Source organism: Verrucosispora sp. WMMD703 (assembly GCF_049178935.1).
Taxonomy (GTDB): Bacteria; Actinomycetota; Actinomycetes; order Mycobacteriales; family Micromonosporaceae; genus Micromonospora; species Micromonospora sediminimaris.
Genome location: NZ_JBMHMM010000004.1, coordinates 3,982,333 through 4,000,106 on the forward strand (window position 1 = coordinate 3,982,333; position 17,774 = coordinate 4,000,106).

Annotated in this window: 18 protein-coding genes; 1 reads left to right on the forward strand and 17 read right to left on the reverse strand. The window is 68.7% G+C overall.

Annotated elements, in window-relative coordinates; genetic code table 11:
- Positions 1–43: 43 nt before the first annotated feature.
- From ACN26Z_RS18750 to ACN26Z_RS18830, 17 genes are all read right to left on the reverse strand, one after another.
- Positions 44–1,846 (reverse strand): non-ribosomal peptide synthetase, encoded by a 1,803-nt coding sequence (locus tag ACN26Z_RS18750; protein ID WP_421462600.1) that lies wholly within the window; start codon positions 1,844–1,846, stop codon positions 44–46.
- A 144-nt stretch (positions 1,847–1,990) separates the two neighbouring features.
- A complete protein-coding gene (locus ACN26Z_RS18755) occupies positions 1,991–2,560 on the reverse strand; it encodes a helix-turn-helix domain-containing protein (protein ID WP_170863493.1) in 570 nt (189 codons plus the stop codon).
- 64 nt (positions 2,561–2,624) lie between these two features.
- Positions 2,625–4,031, reverse strand: a complete 1,407-nt coding sequence (locus ACN26Z_RS18760; protein ID WP_421464677.1) for a cation:proton antiporter — start codon at positions 4,029–4,031, stop codon at positions 2,625–2,627.
- Entirely contained in the window at positions 4,031–4,294 is a 264-nt protein-coding gene (locus ACN26Z_RS18765) for an MbtH family protein (protein WP_093406846.1), read from the reverse strand. The genes ACN26Z_RS18760 and ACN26Z_RS18765 overlap by 1 nt, the downstream gene beginning before the upstream one ends.
- 119 nt (positions 4,295–4,413) lie before the next feature.
- Positions 4,414–6,111 carry a fatty acyl-AMP ligase gene (locus ACN26Z_RS18770; protein ID WP_093406849.1) on the reverse strand — a complete coding sequence of 566 codons (1,698 nt, stop codon included), beginning with the start codon at positions 6,109–6,111 and terminating at the stop codon, positions 4,414–4,416.
- Positions 6,112–6,235: 124 nt separating this feature from the next.
- Positions 6,236–6,706, reverse strand: a complete 471-nt coding sequence (locus tag ACN26Z_RS18775; RefSeq protein ID WP_139233172.1) for a 4'-phosphopantetheinyl transferase family protein — start codon at positions 6,704–6,706, stop codon at positions 6,236–6,238.
- A 99-nt stretch (positions 6,707–6,805) separates the two neighbouring features.
- Entirely contained in the window at positions 6,806–7,060 is a 255-nt protein-coding gene (locus ACN26Z_RS18780; RefSeq protein ID WP_093406854.1) for a phosphopantetheine-binding protein, read from the reverse strand.
- Entirely contained in the window at positions 7,053–7,259 is a 207-nt protein-coding gene (locus tag ACN26Z_RS18785) for a hypothetical protein (RefSeq protein ID WP_204019238.1), read from the reverse strand. The genes ACN26Z_RS18780 and ACN26Z_RS18785 overlap by 8 nt, the downstream gene beginning before the upstream one ends.
- Before the next feature lie 304 nt (positions 7,260–7,563).
- The gene (locus tag ACN26Z_RS18790) at positions 7,564–8,154 is read right to left on the reverse strand and encodes a GNAT family N-acetyltransferase (protein WP_421462601.1); all 591 of its coding nucleotides are present in this window, start codon (positions 8,152–8,154) and stop codon (positions 7,564–7,566) included.
- 5 nt (positions 8,155–8,159) lie between these two features.
- Positions 8,160–10,880, reverse strand: a complete 2,721-nt coding sequence (locus tag ACN26Z_RS18795) for an aminotransferase class III-fold pyridoxal phosphate-dependent enzyme (RefSeq protein ID WP_421462602.1) — start codon at positions 10,878–10,880, stop codon at positions 8,160–8,162.
- Positions 10,877–11,209: an acyl carrier protein gene (locus tag ACN26Z_RS18800; protein WP_093406861.1), complete on the reverse strand. Its 333-nt coding sequence runs from the start codon at positions 11,207–11,209 to the stop codon at positions 10,877–10,879. The genes ACN26Z_RS18795 and ACN26Z_RS18800 overlap by 4 nt, the downstream gene beginning before the upstream one ends.
- 30 nt (positions 11,210–11,239) lie before the next feature.
- The gene (locus ACN26Z_RS18805; protein ID WP_170863495.1) at positions 11,240–12,106 is read right to left on the reverse strand and encodes an alpha/beta fold hydrolase; all 867 of its coding nucleotides are present in this window, start codon (positions 12,104–12,106) and stop codon (positions 11,240–11,242) included.
- Between the two features lie 10 nt (positions 12,107–12,116).
- Positions 12,117–13,094, reverse strand: a complete 978-nt coding sequence (locus ACN26Z_RS18810; protein ID WP_093406866.1) for an NAD(P)H-dependent flavin oxidoreductase — start codon at positions 13,092–13,094, stop codon at positions 12,117–12,119.
- On the reverse strand, positions 13,094–13,921 hold the full coding sequence (locus tag ACN26Z_RS18815; protein WP_139233173.1) for a hypothetical protein: 828 nt from the start codon (positions 13,919–13,921) through the stop codon (positions 13,094–13,096). Before ACN26Z_RS18815 ends, ACN26Z_RS18810 begins: the two co-directional genes overlap by 1 nt.
- A complete protein-coding gene (locus ACN26Z_RS18820; RefSeq protein ID WP_282238162.1) occupies positions 13,918–14,166 on the reverse strand; it encodes a phosphopantetheine-binding protein in 249 nt (82 codons plus the stop codon). Before ACN26Z_RS18820 ends, ACN26Z_RS18815 begins: the two co-directional genes overlap by 4 nt.
- Entirely contained in the window at positions 14,163–15,041 is an 879-nt protein-coding gene (locus ACN26Z_RS18825; protein ID WP_093406872.1) for a diiron oxygenase, read from the reverse strand. Before ACN26Z_RS18825 ends, ACN26Z_RS18820 begins: the two co-directional genes overlap by 4 nt.
- 41 nt (positions 15,042–15,082) lie before the next feature.
- A complete protein-coding gene (locus ACN26Z_RS18830; RefSeq protein WP_093406875.1) occupies positions 15,083–15,952 on the reverse strand; it encodes a hypothetical protein in 870 nt (289 codons plus the stop codon).
- A 939-nt stretch (positions 15,953–16,891) separates the two neighbouring features.
- Here ACN26Z_RS18830 and ACN26Z_RS18835 point away from each other — a divergent pair.
- Positions 16,892–17,761 (forward strand): alpha/beta hydrolase, encoded by an 870-nt coding sequence (locus ACN26Z_RS18835; RefSeq protein ID WP_421462603.1) that lies wholly within the window; start codon positions 16,892–16,894, stop codon positions 17,759–17,761.
- The last annotated feature ends 13 nt before the right edge of the window (positions 17,762–17,774 follow it).

Genomic DNA, 17,774 nt, shown 5'->3' on the forward strand with positions numbered 1-17,774 from the left:
GGTGCTGCCCGCGACCAACCGACGGGCAGCACCCGACACCTGCCTACCTGGACTGCGCCATCAGCTCGGCCAGATCGGCCAGGCTCTCGGCCTCGAAAACCGAACGCATCGGTACGGTCACGCCCAGCTCTTTGCGCATCCGGCTGGCCAGCTTGGCGGCGAGCACCGAGTGCCCACCCAGCTCGAAGAAGTTGTCCTGCGGCGTCACCTCGGTGATCTCCAGCGTCTCGGCCACCAGGCCGCACAGCCGGTCCTCAAGTGACGGCGCGGAACCCGAGCCGTCGACTGCGGGCTCACCGTCGGGCGTACCGGCCGCCGGTGACGGGGCAGGGCGCTGCTCGGCCGGGGCCGTCGCCGCCCGCTCGGCCAGCGCCTTGCGGTCGATCTTGCCGTTCGGCAGCGTGGGCATCCGGTCGAGCACGACGACGGCGGACGGAACCATGTGTTCGGGCAGTGCGGCCCGGGCGTGCTCGCGTACCTGCGTCGCCACCATCGGCTGCTGTCCCGAGGCCGTCACGTAGGCGACGATGTGCTGCGACGAGGCGTCGGCGCCGCCGAGTACCGCCACGGCCAACTCCACCGCCGGGTGGCTTTCCAGCCGCGTCTCGACCTCGCCCAGTTCGACCCGGAAGCCGCGCACCTTCACCTGGTCGTCGACCCGGCCGGTGAAGTAGAGCTGCCCGTCGGCGGCGCGTCTGCCCCGGTCGCCGGACCGGTACATCCGGCTGCCCGGCGGGCCGTACGGGTTGGCGACGAAGCGTGCCGCGGTCAGGCCCGGACGGTGCAGATAGCCCCGGGCCATGCCACTGCCGGCCAGGTAGAGCTCTCCCTCGTCGCCGTCGCGCAGCTCGCGTAGGTGCTCGTCGAGCACGTACACCGCGCTACCGTCCCAGGGCGAGCCGATGCTCACCGTCTCCTGCACGCCCTCGACCGGGCCACCGATCGACGTGCCCACTGTCACCTCGGTAGGACCGTAGCCGTTGAACAGGCGCCGGCCCTGCGACCACTGCGTCGCCAGGGCTCTGGTGCAGACATCTCCGGTCGAGGTGAGCGTGCCGCCGGACAGCAGGCCCGCGCTGTCGGTGATGCTCAGCGCCACCGGGGGCAGCGTGGCGTGGTCCACCTCGTACTTCACCATCGTGTCGCGCAGCGCCTCGCCGGGCATCAGATCGTCCTGCTCGGCCATCACCAGCGTCGCGCCGTGCATGAGGGCCATGGTGAAGTCCCAGAACCAGGCGTCGAAGCTGAATGAGGCCCACTGCAGCACCCGCTCGCCGGACCGGATGCCGTACACCCGGGTCTGGGTGGAGACCAGGTCCGCCACCCCGGCGTGGGTGAGCGCGACTCCCTTGGGTACGCCGGTGGAGCCGGAGGTGTAGATGACGTACATCAGGTTGTCGGCGGTCAACGGCGCCCGCCGCTCCGCCGCGGTGACGTTGTCCCCCCGTTCGTCCGTGCACTTCGCCACGACGGCGGGATCGTCGAGCACCATCTCCGGCACACCCAGATCCAGCGTCGCGACGCCGCTGGTCCGGATCGACAGCATGGCCCGTGCGTCGGTGACCATGTGGGTCAGCCGCTCGCCCGGGTAGGTCGGATCGAGCGGCAGGTACGCGCCGCCGGCCTTCAGCACGGCGAGAACCGCCGTGATCAGGGTGTCCGAGCGCGGCACCGCGACCGCGACCAACGAATCCGGACCGACACCGGCCGCGATGAGCCGACGGGCCAGGCGATTCGCTCGTGTGTTCAGTTCCGCGTACCCGACGGTGGTGTCGCCGAAGATGACCGACGGAGCGTCACCGGCCTTCAGCACGCTCGCCTCAAAGAACTCCGAAACAGTGTCCACTCCGCCTCCGACGCAGCTTTCCTGCCGATGTGGTTCCGAACATAACGGTGGTGGCACGGCCCTTCGCCGTACGCTTTCTCGGATCTGTCAATCTCCTTGCGGGTGGACGGACCGCGAGGTCCAATTCACCACGTACGCACCGACTCACCTCGACCGGTCCTTCTTCGACACCGCAGTGACGGCCCGCCGCGTGTCCACCCGAGGTGTGGACGCCCGTGATCCGGGCTCGACGAAGAAACCACGTCCCCAGACCGTACGGATCGCGAGACCGACGATCTCCAAACGCCGGCGTAGCCGCATGACGTGCAGGTCCAGCGCGTTGCTCGACGAGCTGGCCCCGGAGCTTTCCAGGATCTCCCGCAGCTCGGTCCGGTAGACCAGCTGGCCGTACCTGGTCAGCAGCGGCGCCAGCATCTCGCACTGCATCAGAGAGAGCGTGACGGATGTGTTGTTGAAGTACAGCATTCCGGCCGGGTCCAACACCGGCTTCTCGTTGAGCACTGCCCGGGCCGCCAACTGACGGACCCGGACCTGGAGGTCTTCCCGTCCGATGGGCGGGCGTACCCAGTCCTCGTAAAGGCTGAGTTGGTCCGGCGGTGCCGCGCCGTGTTCCACGATCAGCAGACAGAGGTGCTGCTGCTCGTGGCACTCCGCGCGGATGTCACTTTCCGCAGGCCAACGAACGAACTTAACCCGGTTCTTGACATCGACCATCGCCTGCATCCCCCATAGCCACCATGTCTCGATGGGAATTAAGAAATGCCACCCTTGAGACTCCTCACAGGTCTGTCTTCTTTGCGTCCCAGCGCTGAACCGGCGCGCCGGTCACCAGCGGGTGGTCTCGTCGGTCCGGCCCGGAGGGCGATGCCGGCGACCCGAGCTTCCCCTCGCGCCTGAGCGACCAACGCACCAGCGGCCCGGTCACCGCCGTGGTGAGCACGGCGACGAGCACGAGGACGCTGTATCCCAACTGGTTGAGGAAGCCGGCCTGGTAGCCGATGCTCAGCACGACCAGCTCGGTGACCCCTCGGCAGTTCATCAGGATGCCGAACCGCAGCGCCTCGCCGTTCGGCATACCGGCCAACCGAGCCACCCCGCCCGCCCCGACGATCTTGGTCACGACGGCCGCCACGAACACCCCGGCGAATACCAGCCAGGTGATCGGCGCAGTGCCGATCAGCCCGACCGAGGTCGTCAGGCCGACACCGGCGAAGAACAGCGGTAACAGGATGAGCAGGGTGAAGCCCTCCAACTGCTGACAGATCCGTTCGACGACCAGCGAATCGCGCGGTACAGCGACGCCGAACAGGAAGGCGCCGACCACCGGATGAAGCTGGATGGACTCAGTGAGCACCGAGTAGCCGATCGCTCCGGCCACCAGCACCACCGTCAGCGACTGACCAGAGCCCAGCCGTCGGACCAGCGCCAGCAGCAGCGGGCGGACGCACAGGACGGTCACCAGAACCAGCGCGGCCCCGAGCAACAGGACGCGCAGCCCCCCGCCGCCCGCGCTCTGCCCGGCCAGCAGGAAGGCCAGCACCAGCCAGAGCAGGCCGTCACCGATGGCCGCTGCCGAGATGGACAGCACACCGACGCTGGTGTGCCGCAGTTTCAGGTCGTCGAGGATGCGTGCCAGCACGGGCAACGCGGTCACCGCCATGGCCAGTCCGACGAACATCATCGTGCCCGCCGGCGAGCCCTGCGAGCCGACGAACAGCCCGCCGGCAGCGGCGACGATGCCCATGCCGGCCAGCCACGGCAGACCCATGCCGGCGACCACCACCGCCCCGACCACGCCCTTGCGCTCGATCCGGTCGGTACGCAGTTCACAGCCGAGCAGGAAGACGAAGATGACCAGGCCCAGTTGCGCGACCTTGTCCAGCCCTTCCGTCACCGCCGGGGGGAACAGGAACCCGGTAGCCGCCGGCCAGACCACACCGAGCAGGGACGGGCCGAGCACCAGACCGCCCACCATCTCGCCGACCACGGAGGGCTGACCGAACCGGCGGGCCAGCCCGGCGCACACCTGGCAGGTCACCAGGACCACCGCGACCGCGAGCAGGAATCGGGTGAGCGAGCCCCCGTCGTGCGGGCCTGCCGTGTCCCACAGCGGCACCGTGCTCACCAGCACGACGAGGCCGACGGTCACGCCGAGCAGGTTCCGGGCCCGGGCGGACAGGTTCATCACGCCCGCGAGCCGGTCGACGGGGCCGAGTCCGCTCTACCGCCGGCAGCGCCGTACTCGGGCACGGCGTCCCGCAGGCTCTTCGGCCGCATGTCGGTCCAGGACCGATCGATGTGGTCCACGACCTCCCGTCGGGGCGCCGGACCGTACACCACCTGCCAACCGGCGGGGACGGTGATGCCGGTCGGCCACAGCGAGTACTGCTCCTCGTCGTTGCACAGGGCCAGGAATTCTTGACTGTCGTCGTCGAACGGATTGGACACGCGGACAACCCCTCAGGATCTCGAATGGTTTCCGGATGGCGACGGGTAAGGGTTGTGGCAGGCGCCGGTCCTCGTGGCTGGTGTGGTGGTGGCCGGCGAGGTGGGTGAGTGTCCGGTTGTCAGGCCGGTGCGGGTGCCGCCTTCTCGATGAACAGTTGTCGCGCTTTCGCTCGTTGCAGCTTCCCGCTTGTGGTCTTGGGGAGGCTGCGTCTCGGTACGAGGTGAACCTGGGCCACGGGCACACCGCTGCGTGCGCTGACCGCGGAGCGCACCGCCTGGCGTAGTTCTTCCTGCTGATCTGCGGGCACGTACGACTCGACGATGAGGTGCAACTCCTCCGAGTCGCCGCCCTCGGGGCGATGGCCGACGGCGACGACCGTGCCGAGGCGGACGCCCGGGACCGCCTCGGCCGCCTGCTCGAAATCCGACGGGAAGTAGTTGGCGCCGCGGATGATGATCAGATCTTTGGAACGTCCGGTGATGCGGATCTCGCCGTCTCGCAGGTAGCCGACGTCGCCGGTCTTCCACCAGTCCGGCTCGGCGATGGCCGCAGCGGTCTCCGCCGGCAGGTCGAAATATCCGACCGTGCGCGACGGGCTGCGGAACTGGATGTCGCCGATCTGGTTGTCGCCCAACGGCTCGCCGTCACCGTCGACGACGCGGATCTCGGTACCCACGACGGGCGCGCCGCAGGCGACGACCTGCATCCCGCTCGCCTCCCCCGGGTCGACGTCGATCACCTGACCGTGGGTGACGGCGGCCGTGCGGTCGATGGTGTCGACCCGGACCGGCGCGTTGTGCGGCGACATGCTGATGGTCAGGGTCGCCTCTGCCATGCCGTAGCAGGGCATGAAGACGTCCTGCCGCAGACCCCACGGGCGGAAGCGATCGACGAAACGCTGGATGGTGCCGGGGTGGATGGGTTCCGCTCCGCAGAATGCCATCCGCCAGGACGACAGGTCGACACCCTCAAGATCGCTGTCGCGAACCCGGTCGGCGGTGTAGCCGTAGGCGAAGTTGGGCGCCGCCGCGAGGGTGCCCCGCATCGCCGTGATGTTGCGTAGCCACTCGACCGGTGAGCGCAGGAACTGCGTCGGCGGCATGAGGACGCTGCTGCCCCCGGTGTAGACGGGAACCATGATCCCTGAGATCAGGCCCATGTCGTGGTAGAGCGGAAGCCAGCTCACCGACGTGTCCTCGGCCGACCACCCCGTCGCCGCAGCGCTCTGGGCCAGGTTCGCGGCCAGGTTCGCATGCGAGATCATGACGCCCTTGGGCCGGCCGGTCGATCCGGACGTGCACTGGATGAACGCCAGGTCGTTCTCGGACGGCAGCCGGAACCGCTGCAACGAAGCCTCGGCGGACGCGGCACGCTCCTGCAGCACGTCCGCGTCGATGAACACCGTGTCCGTCACGGCCTCCGACGCCTGAACCACCGCAGCCCTGGCCAGGACGGCCGCCGGCCGCAGGTAGGCCACCAGGTCCTTCACCTGGCCGTCGAATCCCGCCGCCCGCCCGAAGCTCGTCGGCACCGCGATCGCCGTCGGGGCAGCGCCGAGCAGCTGACACCCGAGGAACGCCGTCACGAACGTCCAACTCGTCGGCAGGCAGAACAGCACCCGGTCGCCACGCCGCACGCCGTACTCGGCGAGGACCGCGGCACAACGCAGCGCGTCGTCGAACACCGTGTCGTAGCGGCGCGACTCCACCCGCCCCGGCTCGGGTACCACAGCCATTTCCGCCCCGTCCGAGCCGCGCTCCGCCTGGGCCGCCAGGGCATGCATCACCGTCGGATAACTCGGCACAACTTCACTCATCGACCCCGCTCCTCACAACCTGGGACGGCCTCACTGACAGCCCTCAACCACATCCAGCACATCGCGCTCCCCCGCGCGCCGCGTCGTCCCGGCGGACCGCCGCGTTCGCCGGCACCGAAACGCCTCACCGCCGCACCGCCAGGGCAAACGCGAGGCCGTCCGCATAGCGGGCCCACACCGGTACCGACAGGCCACCAAAGGAGGCAATCAGCCCATCACCCGCCCGGTGCAGCTTGATTCGCCAGAACAGCACGCCGTCACCGACCGCCATCCCGTCCAGCGCCTTGAACGCCGCCTCCTTGGCGGAGAACAACTCGACCGGGCGGTACCGGCCGTCGGGCGCGAGCAAGGTACGCCGCTCCCCCTCGTACAGGACAAAATCGACCATGCGCTCGGTGACGGCCGCGTCCTCGATGTCGACGCCTACCCCGGCGGCGCCGGGGACCACCACCGCGACCGCCACCCGCTCGGTGTGCGCGATGGACCCGGGGTAGCCGCGCGGAAAAGCCGGCCTGCCGCCGGCGACGCGCGGCACGCTCCGGACGACCGAGCCCGCCGCGGCCAGCGCCGCCGCGGCGGCCTGACGGCCGGCCACGAACTGTTCGTCGGGCCCGTTCGGCGGCGCTACCGGAGACCATTCGAGGTACGTGCCCGGTGTGACGAGGGCTCCGAGTCCAGCGGTCACCGAGTCACCTCAGACGCGCAGCGCCACGACGTGCTCGGCCAGCGAGCTGATCGAGCGCAGCACCTCCGGTTGGATGTCGTCGTCCCACTCGAAGCCGAACGCATCCTCCATCGCCACGAGCAGGCTGACCAGCGCGGCGGAGGACAGCCCCTGTTGGCGCAGCGACACCGTGTCCGACACGGTCCGGACGAAGCTGTCCGGGCCGTGCATCTCGACCAGCAGCTCGCGAATGCGCTGCCGGGTCTCTGTCACCTGGTCAGCCATTGTTGTCGACCTCGTCGACAAACCTCGCCACCGAGGCCGGCTGCTCAATCCTCGTCGGATTCTTTTCGAGTTGAAAACTGCTGAGTGTCACGTTCGGCGGACACCCAGGAAGGTCACCAGCAGACACCACATCCCCCTTGTTCATCCCCTGCGCGCCCAAGGCGCATTCGGATGACTGCGTCACGTCCCGCCAGCGCACTTGATGGGCGCACCTCAGTCAGGTGAGCGTCCACCGGGCGTCGCCTCCATGGCGGCGCCTGATGGCGCGACAACCGCACTGATCTCGTGGCATCGCGCGGATTGCGCCCATTCCCCAAACCGGCGGAGCACTACCGTACGCTATCATCTGATCGACGTACTGCAATCCATTAATTCTGCATACCCTGTTGTGCGCTTCCCACGTGACAGGCAGCGAATAATGGGTCGAACCACACCTGTGAACCGCCGGGAGGAGATTTCCATTTCCCGACGGTCCACAGATGTTGACAAAATCCGGACGCGACCTAACGCGCGTCGCGCCACATGAAAGAGGTATTGATGCCGAGAATCGCCTCCTGGGAGACCACCCGGAAGCCGAACCTCTCGTAGAGCACGACGTTGCGGTCGACATCCGCCTGGAGGAACGCCGGCACCTGCTGCCGGTCCACGTCCGCGAGAAAGGCCGTGAGCAGTGCCGAGCCGATCCCGTACCCCTGCTGGTTTGGGTGGACCGCGATCGGTCCGATGTGCCAGTGGGGTTTGTGGGGTTCGTGCTTGGCCCGTCCACCCACCACCTTCAAGGCACGCGGCAGCCCGAAGCCCATCGTGCGGACCTGCGAGGGCACCGATTTGATCTTTTCGCGGACCGTCATCTGGCAGTGCGGCCACTCCGCGGCCTTGAGCACCCCGGCGAGCTCGCCCTCCCGCTCGGCGACTAGCACGTGGCTGGCCGTATTGCCGAGCTTGAGGGTACGGGCAGCGTGTTCCATGATCCGGGCGGCCTTGTCGCGGTTGCCGCCGGCGATCGCCAGGTTGCTCGGATTCAGGGCGAACGCGAGGCCGACGATCCGGCTCGCCTCGTCCATCTCGGCGGGCGTGATCCGCCGTACGGTCACCACGCTCATATGCCAACCTCCGGGTGGGTCGTCAGTCCGGTGGAATCCCGCACCATCCACGGCGTCGTCGATACGTCCGCCGCAGTGATCCGGGTGGGATGGAAGCCGTGCCGACCGGCCAGTTCGAGAGCGGACAGCACACCGTCGACGGAGAGTCCGCCGTAGGACGGACTCGCGGCGGCCGGTTCGAGGCCGAGCAGGATGGTCTCGGCCAGGCACGAGTAGACGATGCCCGGCGGCAACGTGATGCCCGGGAAGTGGGGCGTCTGCCCATTGGGGAGCCGGACGCGGCCACCGGACACGAGGGTGACGTTCGGCAGACCCGCCACCGCCGGGTGAGCGTCACCCGGCACCGCGAGATCGCAGACGAGGACCTCCCGGTCGGCCGCCAGGTGGGTCGGGAGGATGACCGGGTCAGCCGCGTTCGTGGCGCTCACCACGATCGGGCAGTCGCGCAGCGCGTCGAGGTCCTCGGCCACCGAGACGTCGACCAGGTGGGCCATTCGTTTCGCGACCGCGGCGAGCCTGCGCCCGGAGCCGGGTCGGCCGACGAGGACGAGCGAGTCGCAGTGTGGAGCGACCAGATCGGCCATCACCGCGCCGATGTTGCCGATGCCGCCCACCAGCCCGACCCGACGCGCACCGGAACCGCTGCTGCTCAGGTGGCGCTGAAGCAGGTCGTACGCGCAGGCGGCGGTGAGTGAGTTGCCGGAGGTGACGCGTACCTCGTGCTCGATCACGTCCCGCCCGGCGCCGGTGACGATCGAGGTGTAGCCGCCCAGACCGACCACGTCGCCGCCGAGGGCGACGCCCAGCTCCACCGCGTCCAGTACCGTTCGGGACAACCAGGGCCGGTGCCCCGCGCGCAGCGCGTCGACCGCCTGGGCGGCGGTGAACGGCACCGCCACCACGCTGACATCGGCCTCGCGCCCGGTTGCAGAGGTCACCCGACGCCGGACCACCTCGAACGGATCCAGTTCGCCGCGCATCCGGTCCAGGGCCGCCGCGCACCGACTCTCCGACCACTCCGCCAGTTCGGGCGCCAGGGACCGAACCGTGGCGGCGTTGTCGAGGTTGGCGAGGAACACCACGTGCGGAACGTCCGCGTCGTGGCGCGCCCGGCGCGGGCGGGGTGGCGAGGGCACATGCTGGCGCGGCCGCCAGGCTCCCGTCGGTGGCACGGCCAGGTGCGACAGCAACGTCGCGTAGTCGCCCTTGGCGAGCAGGCCGGCCACGTCGTCGAACGCCGCGACGGCCCGCTCGATGTCCTCGGGTGCGAGCAGGGCGGACGGCTGTACGCGGACGGTCGTGGGCGCGGACAGGGTCGGCATGACCCGGACCCGGTGCGCGTGCAGCAACCGACCCGCGATCAGGAAGCCGAGCGACTCGGCGTCGAACACCGCACGCAACAGGGCCGACTCGGGCTGCGGCAGGTGAAACTCCACGCCGATGAGCAGCCCGCGGCCGCGGACCTCAACAACTGCTTCCGGCCACCGCGCCGCCACCCTGGCGAGTCGGTCCCGCAGCTCCGCGCCGGTCGCGGCGATCCGATCGCGGTGACTCTCGTAGAGCTCCAGGGCGGCCGCGGCGATCAGCGCGGAGAAGTCGTCCTCGGCGAAGGTGGACGTGTGGTGGCGACCGAAGTCGGCGACGTAGCGGTCGGCGGCGACCATCATCGCCGAGATCTTGGCCAGTCCACCGCCGAGCGACTTCGACAACAGATAGTAGTCGGCGACCACACCGGACGGTTCGGACGCCAGGAACGTACCGGTGCGGCCCATGCCGCACTGGATCTCGTCGAACACCAGCGCCGCGTCGTGCCGGTCGGCCAGTCTCCGCAGTGCGGCCAGGGTCTCGGTCGGAACCTCCCGCACCCCGGCCTCACCCTGTACCGGCTCGGCGAAACACGCCGCCACCGGAGACAGGTTGCGGGCCCGGGACTGCGGCACCCCGTCCGCGTCCAGGGTGACGGTGCAGATCTCGACCAGCCGGTCGTCCAGCGCTGCCACCACCGCCTCGGGCGTCCAGTCGGCCAACCGCACTCGCCGGGGCCCCGGCACGTGCAGGTCCTCGGGCACGTTGGAGCCGTGGGTCAGGGTGCCCGCGGCGGTCGTCTTGCCGTGGAACGCGTCGCGCAGCGAGACCAGGACCGGCTCGGCCCGCAGCAGCTCGGTCACCTTCTCGACCGCCGCACCGACCACCTCGCCGCAGGGGCGTCCGGCCGCCGGCCCGCTGCCGCACGGCAGGTCGGCGAGGCCGTCGCGGTGCAACCGGCGCAGGGACCGCTCAAGCTCCTCGCGCAGCGCGCCGAGCCGCCTGCGTCGCTCGACCACGGCGTGCTTCACCGCAGCCTCCACCGCCTCCGCACCGGTGGACCCGAGCGTCACGACATAGTCCACACCGGTGGTGGCCCGCACGAGTGCCGACAGCTTCGCGGCCAGCACGGCCGCCCCCGGGCGGATGCTGGCCTGCGCGTTGAAGGGAAGCTGCTCGTCGAGGCACCGTCGGGCCACCGCGACCAGCGCCGGGTGGTTGTGCCCGAACAGGGAGGACCCGGCACCGCCGACCAGGTCGAGGACCTGGTCGGCGGTCTCGGCACCGTCCGACGACTCCGGCGTGAGATGGTCGCCGTGCCCGCGGCGGTACGCCACGTCCAGGTTGAGTGCCTGAAACAGGCGGCCCAGCTCCGGGCGGGCGTAGCGGCCGAAATCGAGGTCGGTGCTCACGGCTGGCCGATCCCGTTTCCGACCCGTACGGTCATCGACGCGGTGACCTGGTCCACGACGTCACGCAGCGTGCGCATCGACGCCGCCTGTCCGTCGGACATCTGCACCTCGAAGAGAGACTCCATCTCCACGATCAGATCGATCGACCGCACCGAGTCCAGGCCGTAATCCGCCAGTGGCGTGTCCGGATCCAACTCCGGCACCTGCAACCGACGACGGAACAATTCGTCAACCACATCCAGAACTTCGCGATCCACTGCGCTCCCCCTCCTCACGCAAAGCGCCATCCCGCCCGGCGCTTCGGCAGCCGCCTCGTCGGTCGAGCGCACCTCGACCGGGCTTTTCCGACCGTCGACCGGTCAGGCACGGGTTTCGACCTCGTCGATGAACTTCGCGACCAACGCCTGGAAACCCGCCGCGTCGTCCAGGAACGGCAGATGGCCCGCTCCCGGCATGATCTCGTAGCGACCGTTGGGAAATTTCTCCGCCAGTTCCTTGGCCCCGGACGGGCTCAGCAACACGTCGTCGTCACCGATGACCACCAGGGTCGGTGCCTCGATCCGAGCCAGCACATCCGCGCTCGTCTCACCGGTCAACGCCAACTTCAACCCGTTGACCAGATCCTCCTTCGTCGACAGAGCCAGGAAGCTCTCCCGCAACCCGAGGAAGCCCGGCGTACCCAACTCCTCGATCATTTCCGCGCCGAACACCTCCGGGTACAGGTGCGCGTACAACGCCGCCATTCCGTGCTGCTCCAGCGTCAGCAGCCACGCCCGCTGCACCAGACGATGACGACGCATCCCCCGGGGACCGAGCGCCGGACCGGCCAGCACGATCCCCTTGACCCGGTCCGGGTGCTTCAGGGCCACGTCCCGCGCCAACACCGTGGAGATCGAGGTCGACAACAGGTACGCCTGGTCGATCTCCAGCGCATCCAGCAGCCCGACGACGTCCTCGACGTGCTCGTCCCACGTCGGATACTTCTCCGGGTGCGACGACCGACCATGACCGCACAGGTCGTAACTCACCACGCGATGGCCCACCGACAACTCGTCCGTGAACACCCGCCACGTCGGAGTCGTCATGAAGAAGTTGTTGAGCGTCAGGACCACCGGACCCGTACCGGTCGACTCGTAGTACAGCTCGACACCCTCTCGCCCACGGGCCCGCACCGCATCCTCGCGGTACGCCACCTCAAGACGTTCGAGAACCTCACCAGCAGACACCACATCCCCCTTATCCCAGTTCAATGCGTTCAGCAGCAGGAAGTACGCCGGCGAACCCGGCGACGACATCGGCTGCCGACGTCTCGTCGGAGACCGATTCGCAGGACAGGCCGCAGTACATCGCCATTTCCTCGATGCGGCCGGTGGTCGCCACGGTGGGCACCGCGGCGCTGAAGCGGGGCACCAGGTACGAACGCTCCTCGACCCTCGTACGGCCGATGAACTTCTTCGGTTGCCGCGGGTCCTCGGTCACCGGTGTGGCCAGCACCCGGTGACGCCGACCCGGCCACCCGATCTCGTAGACGTCGGTGATCACTGTGTCGGCACCGTCAGCCGCGCACACCGCCGTCTTGAAGTGGGGATGGGCCCAGGACTCCCGGGCGACGACGAACGCCGTCCCCAGCAGCACGCCGTCGGCTCCGGCGGCTATCGCCTGCTCGGCGTCGGCCGGCGAACCGATGCCACCCGCCGCGACGACGCAGGCGCTGGGCGCCCGGTCACGCAGCTCGGCGACCAACTCGTCGCGGCGCGACCCACCGAGCAGGTGCCCACCTGCCTCGATGCCCTGCGCCACCACGACAGCGCCCCGCTCCGCCGCCCGTACGCCATCCTCCACGGTGCCTACCTGGACCACGAGAACCCGGCCGGTGGCGGCGACGCGCTCGAACACCGCTTCCTCGGGCATGCCGAACAGCGACACGTAGACGTGCGGCGGCGTCTCGGTGAGCACCTGCGTCACCTGGCGGTCGAGGTCGTCGGGACCGACAACCTCCGGGATGAGATTCACGCCGACCGGTCGCGACGTGCCCGCCACCAACCGGCTCAGCACCGCCGACAGTGCCTCACCCATCAGCTTGTAGCCGCCCACGCAGCCGGCCGCACCCGCGTTGGAGACCGCGCACGCCAACTCCGTGCCCGCGACGCCACCCATGCCCGACTGGAGCAGGGCCACGTCGGTGCCGAGCACCGTCGCCACGCTCGACCGCATCAGCCCAGGCTCTCCACTGCGGACAGCGCGGCCTCGACACCACCGAAACGCGCCGTCAGCGTGTGCACCCACCGCTCGACGCCGAACGCCAGACAACTGGTGTGGGCGGTGTCGTCTCCGGCCTGGATCTCGCACCGCTCGCCGAAGAAGTTCCGGTGGTAGTTGACCGAGCCGATGGCCAGGCCATCGACGACGAACTCCTCCTTCACCGGGAACAACCGCTGCATCTTCGCCTTGCCGCTGTTCTTGTCGAAGAACGGATCCGTGGCGACCTCGAGCTTGACGTCGAGACCGAGTTCGGCGCACAGCGCCAGCACCGCGTCCTTGGCCCGGCCCAGGTGCTGCTTGGCACCCTCCTCCTGGCCGACGAAGACGATCTCCCGCATGGAGAAGCCGAGCAGCCGCTGTAGGCCGTCGTAATGCTCCTCGTTGCGGAAACAGGTGCCCAACGTGGTCCGCAGGACTCCGTCTGCGGGCAGGACCGACCCGGCCAGGTCCAGGTAGATCGCGTAGCAGGCGGCCGAGGGCAGGGCGAACTCGGCGGGCCGCAGCACGTCGGCCGGCACCTGTTCCAACGGCCGGGACGCGGTAGCCAGCAGGGTGCCCACCCGCTCCGGGTCGAGCCGGGCGGCCGCCAGCCCCAGATGCGGGAAGTTGTCGTAGTAGTCGAAGGTGTCCAGGTCCCGGGTGCGCAGCAGGAACGGGAACCGGAACTCCGCGGCACCCCAGCCGTCCCCGAATCGCCGGAACACCGCGTCGATCGCTCTCAGCAATCGCAGCTGGCCACCGTCGAGGACCCGCAAGCCATTGTCGGTAACGGTAGTCATGACGCCGCCTTCTGCTTCAGGAACCGCGCCCCGATCGCGTTGAGGGTGCGGAAGTCGTCGAGGTCGAGTTCCTCGGGGTCGATCGACTCGCCGGTCAGTTCCTCCAGCAGGAAGATGAACTCGACGAAGGCCAGCGAGTTGATCGCCCGGCTGTCGATGAGGTCGAGGTCGTCGTCCAGCTTGTCGAGTTTGGGATTGCGGTTCAGGATGAACTCCCGCACCGCCTGCATCGGTTCGGTCCTCACTTGACCAGTTCCCTGCCCACGCCGGCCTTCGTCAGAAAGCTGCGCGTCCGCTTGAGGATCCGCTCGTGCGCGGCGTGTCGGGCCGGGTGCTCCAACGCGCGGCGGCGCAACGCCAACGCGTCCGGAATGCCGGCGTCGCGGTAGGCCGCCGGGTTGTAGAGCGTGGCGATGCTGTACCGCAGGTAGTTCTCCAGGTACTCGGCGACCAGCGGCACCTCGGCCGGGTCGCGCTTGGCCACCTGGCCGAGCAGGTTGGTGAAGATCATGCGCCCGAACGCCACGTGCCGGCTCTCGTCCTGGTGGTGCACCCGGTTGATCTCGCGGGCGATGTGCGGCAACGACTCGTCGGTGGCCATGTACGCGTTGTAGTGGTCCACGATCTCCTCGAAGATGAGGATGCGGGCGAACACCACCAGCTCACGGGCCACCGGCGACAGGTGTTCCACCGAGTCGGCCTGCAGGGACGGCTGGGCCGGGTACAGCTTGCCGCCGTAGCGCAGGCAGAACTGCGCGAAGAACCACATGTGCTCGTTTTCCTCACCGATGAAGTGGTGCAGGAACTCCGAGACGTTCGCGTACGTCCGCTCGTGGATGCGCATCACGACTTCGCTCATCAGCTCGCGGATGCCGTGGATGTTGAGGCTGAAGAAGTTGATGGCCTCGTACTTGGTAAGCGCGATCTGCTGCTCACGGGTGAGCTCGTCCCACATCGGCGTGCCCGCGAGGGTGGTCAGGCTCTCGCTCATCCACGGCAGGTCCGGCTCGATGGCGTCCGGCCAGTCGAACAACGTGTACGGGTTGTAGTAGCCGGACTCGGCCATGTGCTCGAGCCGGTCCAGCTCCAGCTCGATCGGTTCGATCTCTCGTACCGCCATTGTCAGTCGTCCTCCCCGATAGGTGGTTCAAGAGGTCAGGTTCACCGCGCCGACCTGATGTCGGCACGCAACAGCGCCGGTTGTGGCGACCCACATTCGTGGTGTCCGAAGGACGCGTTGCCGGAGGCGGTCGACGGGATGACCTTGTTGTAGATCGATCCGAGACACAGCTCCTGGAACTGCTCGGTGTCGGCGGACAGCCGCGCCGCGAGCTGCGCCTTGGCGATGTCGACCGTCTTGGTCACCCCGTCGTCGTCGGTCACCTCGACACACGCGTGCGGCAGGTCGAGCGCGCCGCCGAGCACCCCGGTGAACCACCCGCGCTTCGCCTCCGCGCGGTATCCCGCCGCGCGGAACCGCTCGGCCAGCAGCAGGCTCGCCGCGATGCAGCTCGTCACCCCGAGTTCGTGCACCAGCGCGTAGTCGGCCTGCATCGGCACCGGAATCATCTGCCAGCGGTAGCCGGCGTGCAGGTAGTCGCGGGTCAACGTCCGCAGGGTCGGGGATACCAGAGGGGTACGCGCGCCGGTGTTGGTGACTGTCGCGGCGTACTCCGCCGACCCTGCGCTCGGCGTGAGTGGCGTGATCTCCTCCAGCTGGCCCCCGAACCGGACCACGTCGGGCCCCTCCAGCCGCCACGGCGCCACCCCCGAGCACTCGTGGCACTCCAGTCGGACCCGAAAGCTCCAGGTCTTCGGCCGCAGCAGGTCGTCGACCGACCGGCCCGCGAACCGGAACAGCATCCGGAACGCCAACTCCGGCTGCGTGTTCGACCGGTACGAGTACATGCCGAGGTTGTAGAGGTCGTTGGGGTCGAAGTAACGTACGCCGTCCCGCTCCTCGGCCGGCAGTCCGGCGTCGACCAGTCGGTCCACGTCGGCCGAGTCGCAGTGCAGCATTTCCCGGGCCACGGACTCCGGCTGAGTCTTGCGGGAAAACTGATCGGGAACGAATTCGATCGATTCGGCGACTTTTTCCCACGGTGGACAGGCAGTCGCTTGTTGCTGTGGCACGGTCTCTCCCCCAGGCAGCGTCAACCGGGTCTACGACCGGATCAACACCGGTCCCGACCGCACAGGATTACGAAACACCCGACAATGGGCCATCAGTATGGTTCACGACATTCAGCCGGGCCCTGCCTGGCCCTGCGGAACACCAACGCACGCTACCACCCACCCAACGTCCCGCAATCCGTTAATTCTGCATATGCGGCTGTGCGCTTCCCACGCATCGCACGATTCCGCCGATTCCTCCGCTACGCCGGCAGCACCCCTTCACAGCTCGGCCGGCACTAACACTCCCACGACCAGCGGAAAAGCCAGTTGAAGCCCTGTCTGCGCAGCTCAGAGTGCCTTCCGCCGGTGTCGGGGATCCGATACGGAACCGCCACCAACAACCATGTGGCATAGGTCACACAATGAAAGTGTATATGGCCTGGGAATGAAGAGCGGGTCACCGATCAGGGCTGCAACGACAACATCGCCGAAACCGCGCCCGCCGACGCCAGGACCAACAACCGGTGACATATTCGTTTTGCAGGTTGCACGGGGCCGCAGACAGGCCACCTCTTCACCACGTCGGATAGCCGACATACCGTAGAAATGCAACCGCCATGACAGCGCAACCCCACGTGCATTTCTCATGGTCGTATTCCGATCCGACGCCGGTATCGTAGGGTGCGGCACAACGGACGCCCAGCGCGGCGTCGCGGTGCGGCGTGGCGGGCGCGGATCGGCGGGCCACAGTCGCCCGATCAAGCCGTCGAAGGGGCCAACATGCCGTTGGATCGGATACTCCGCCGTCTCATCGCCTGGCAACATGCCGACGGTGCGCCGCCTCCGCTCCGCACGATGCCGGTCGAACAGGCCCGCGAGCGCTACCGCGCAAGTGCCTTCCGCCCCCGGGGCCAGGGCGGCGACCCGGATCCAACGGTGGTCGTCGACGAAAAGATCGACAGTTTGGACAGCACGCCGATCCGGTGCAGGGTCTACACACCGCGATCCGACACCGACCGAGTGATCACCTACCTGCACGGCGGCGGATGGGTGACCGGTGACCTCGACACGCACGACCTGGCCTGTCGGGTGCTCGCGGCGTCACTGGGCACGGTCGTCGTCTCCGCCGACTACCGCAGGGCGCCGGAGTTTCCGTACCCCACCCCGCTGCACGACGCCATCGCGGCCGCGCGCTGGACCGGCCGGATGTTCCCTGACCGCGACCACGTTCTCGCCGGCGACAGCGCGGGTGCCCAACTCGCCCTCGGTGCCGCCCTGGACGCCCGCGCCAACGGCGACCCGCGCATCGCCGCGCTGTTGCTGATGTATCCGCCCGTCGACCCGAGTCTGCGGATCGCCGCCGCCAGTGCGCACACCGAGGGGTACCTGCTGTCCGTCGAGGACCTGACCTGGTGCTACGAGCAGTATCTTCCCGATGCACGGCATCGGAGCGATCTGGCCGTCGATCTGCTACGCGCGGACCTGCGCGGTCTACCACCGACGATCGTCGCCACGGCCGAGTTCGATCCGCTGCAACGCGAGGGCGAGCTGCTGGTGGAGCACCTACACGCCGCGGGCGTACCCGCCCGGCACGTGCCGGGACCGGGCCTGGTGCACGGCGCCTTCCTGATCCAGGACATCGTGCCCGCGGCGGCGGCCAACGCCCAGCAGGTCGTCCGGGAGGTCGACGCCCTCCTCACCGCCGCCCACCGGCACACCGCATGACCGGCCGCCACCT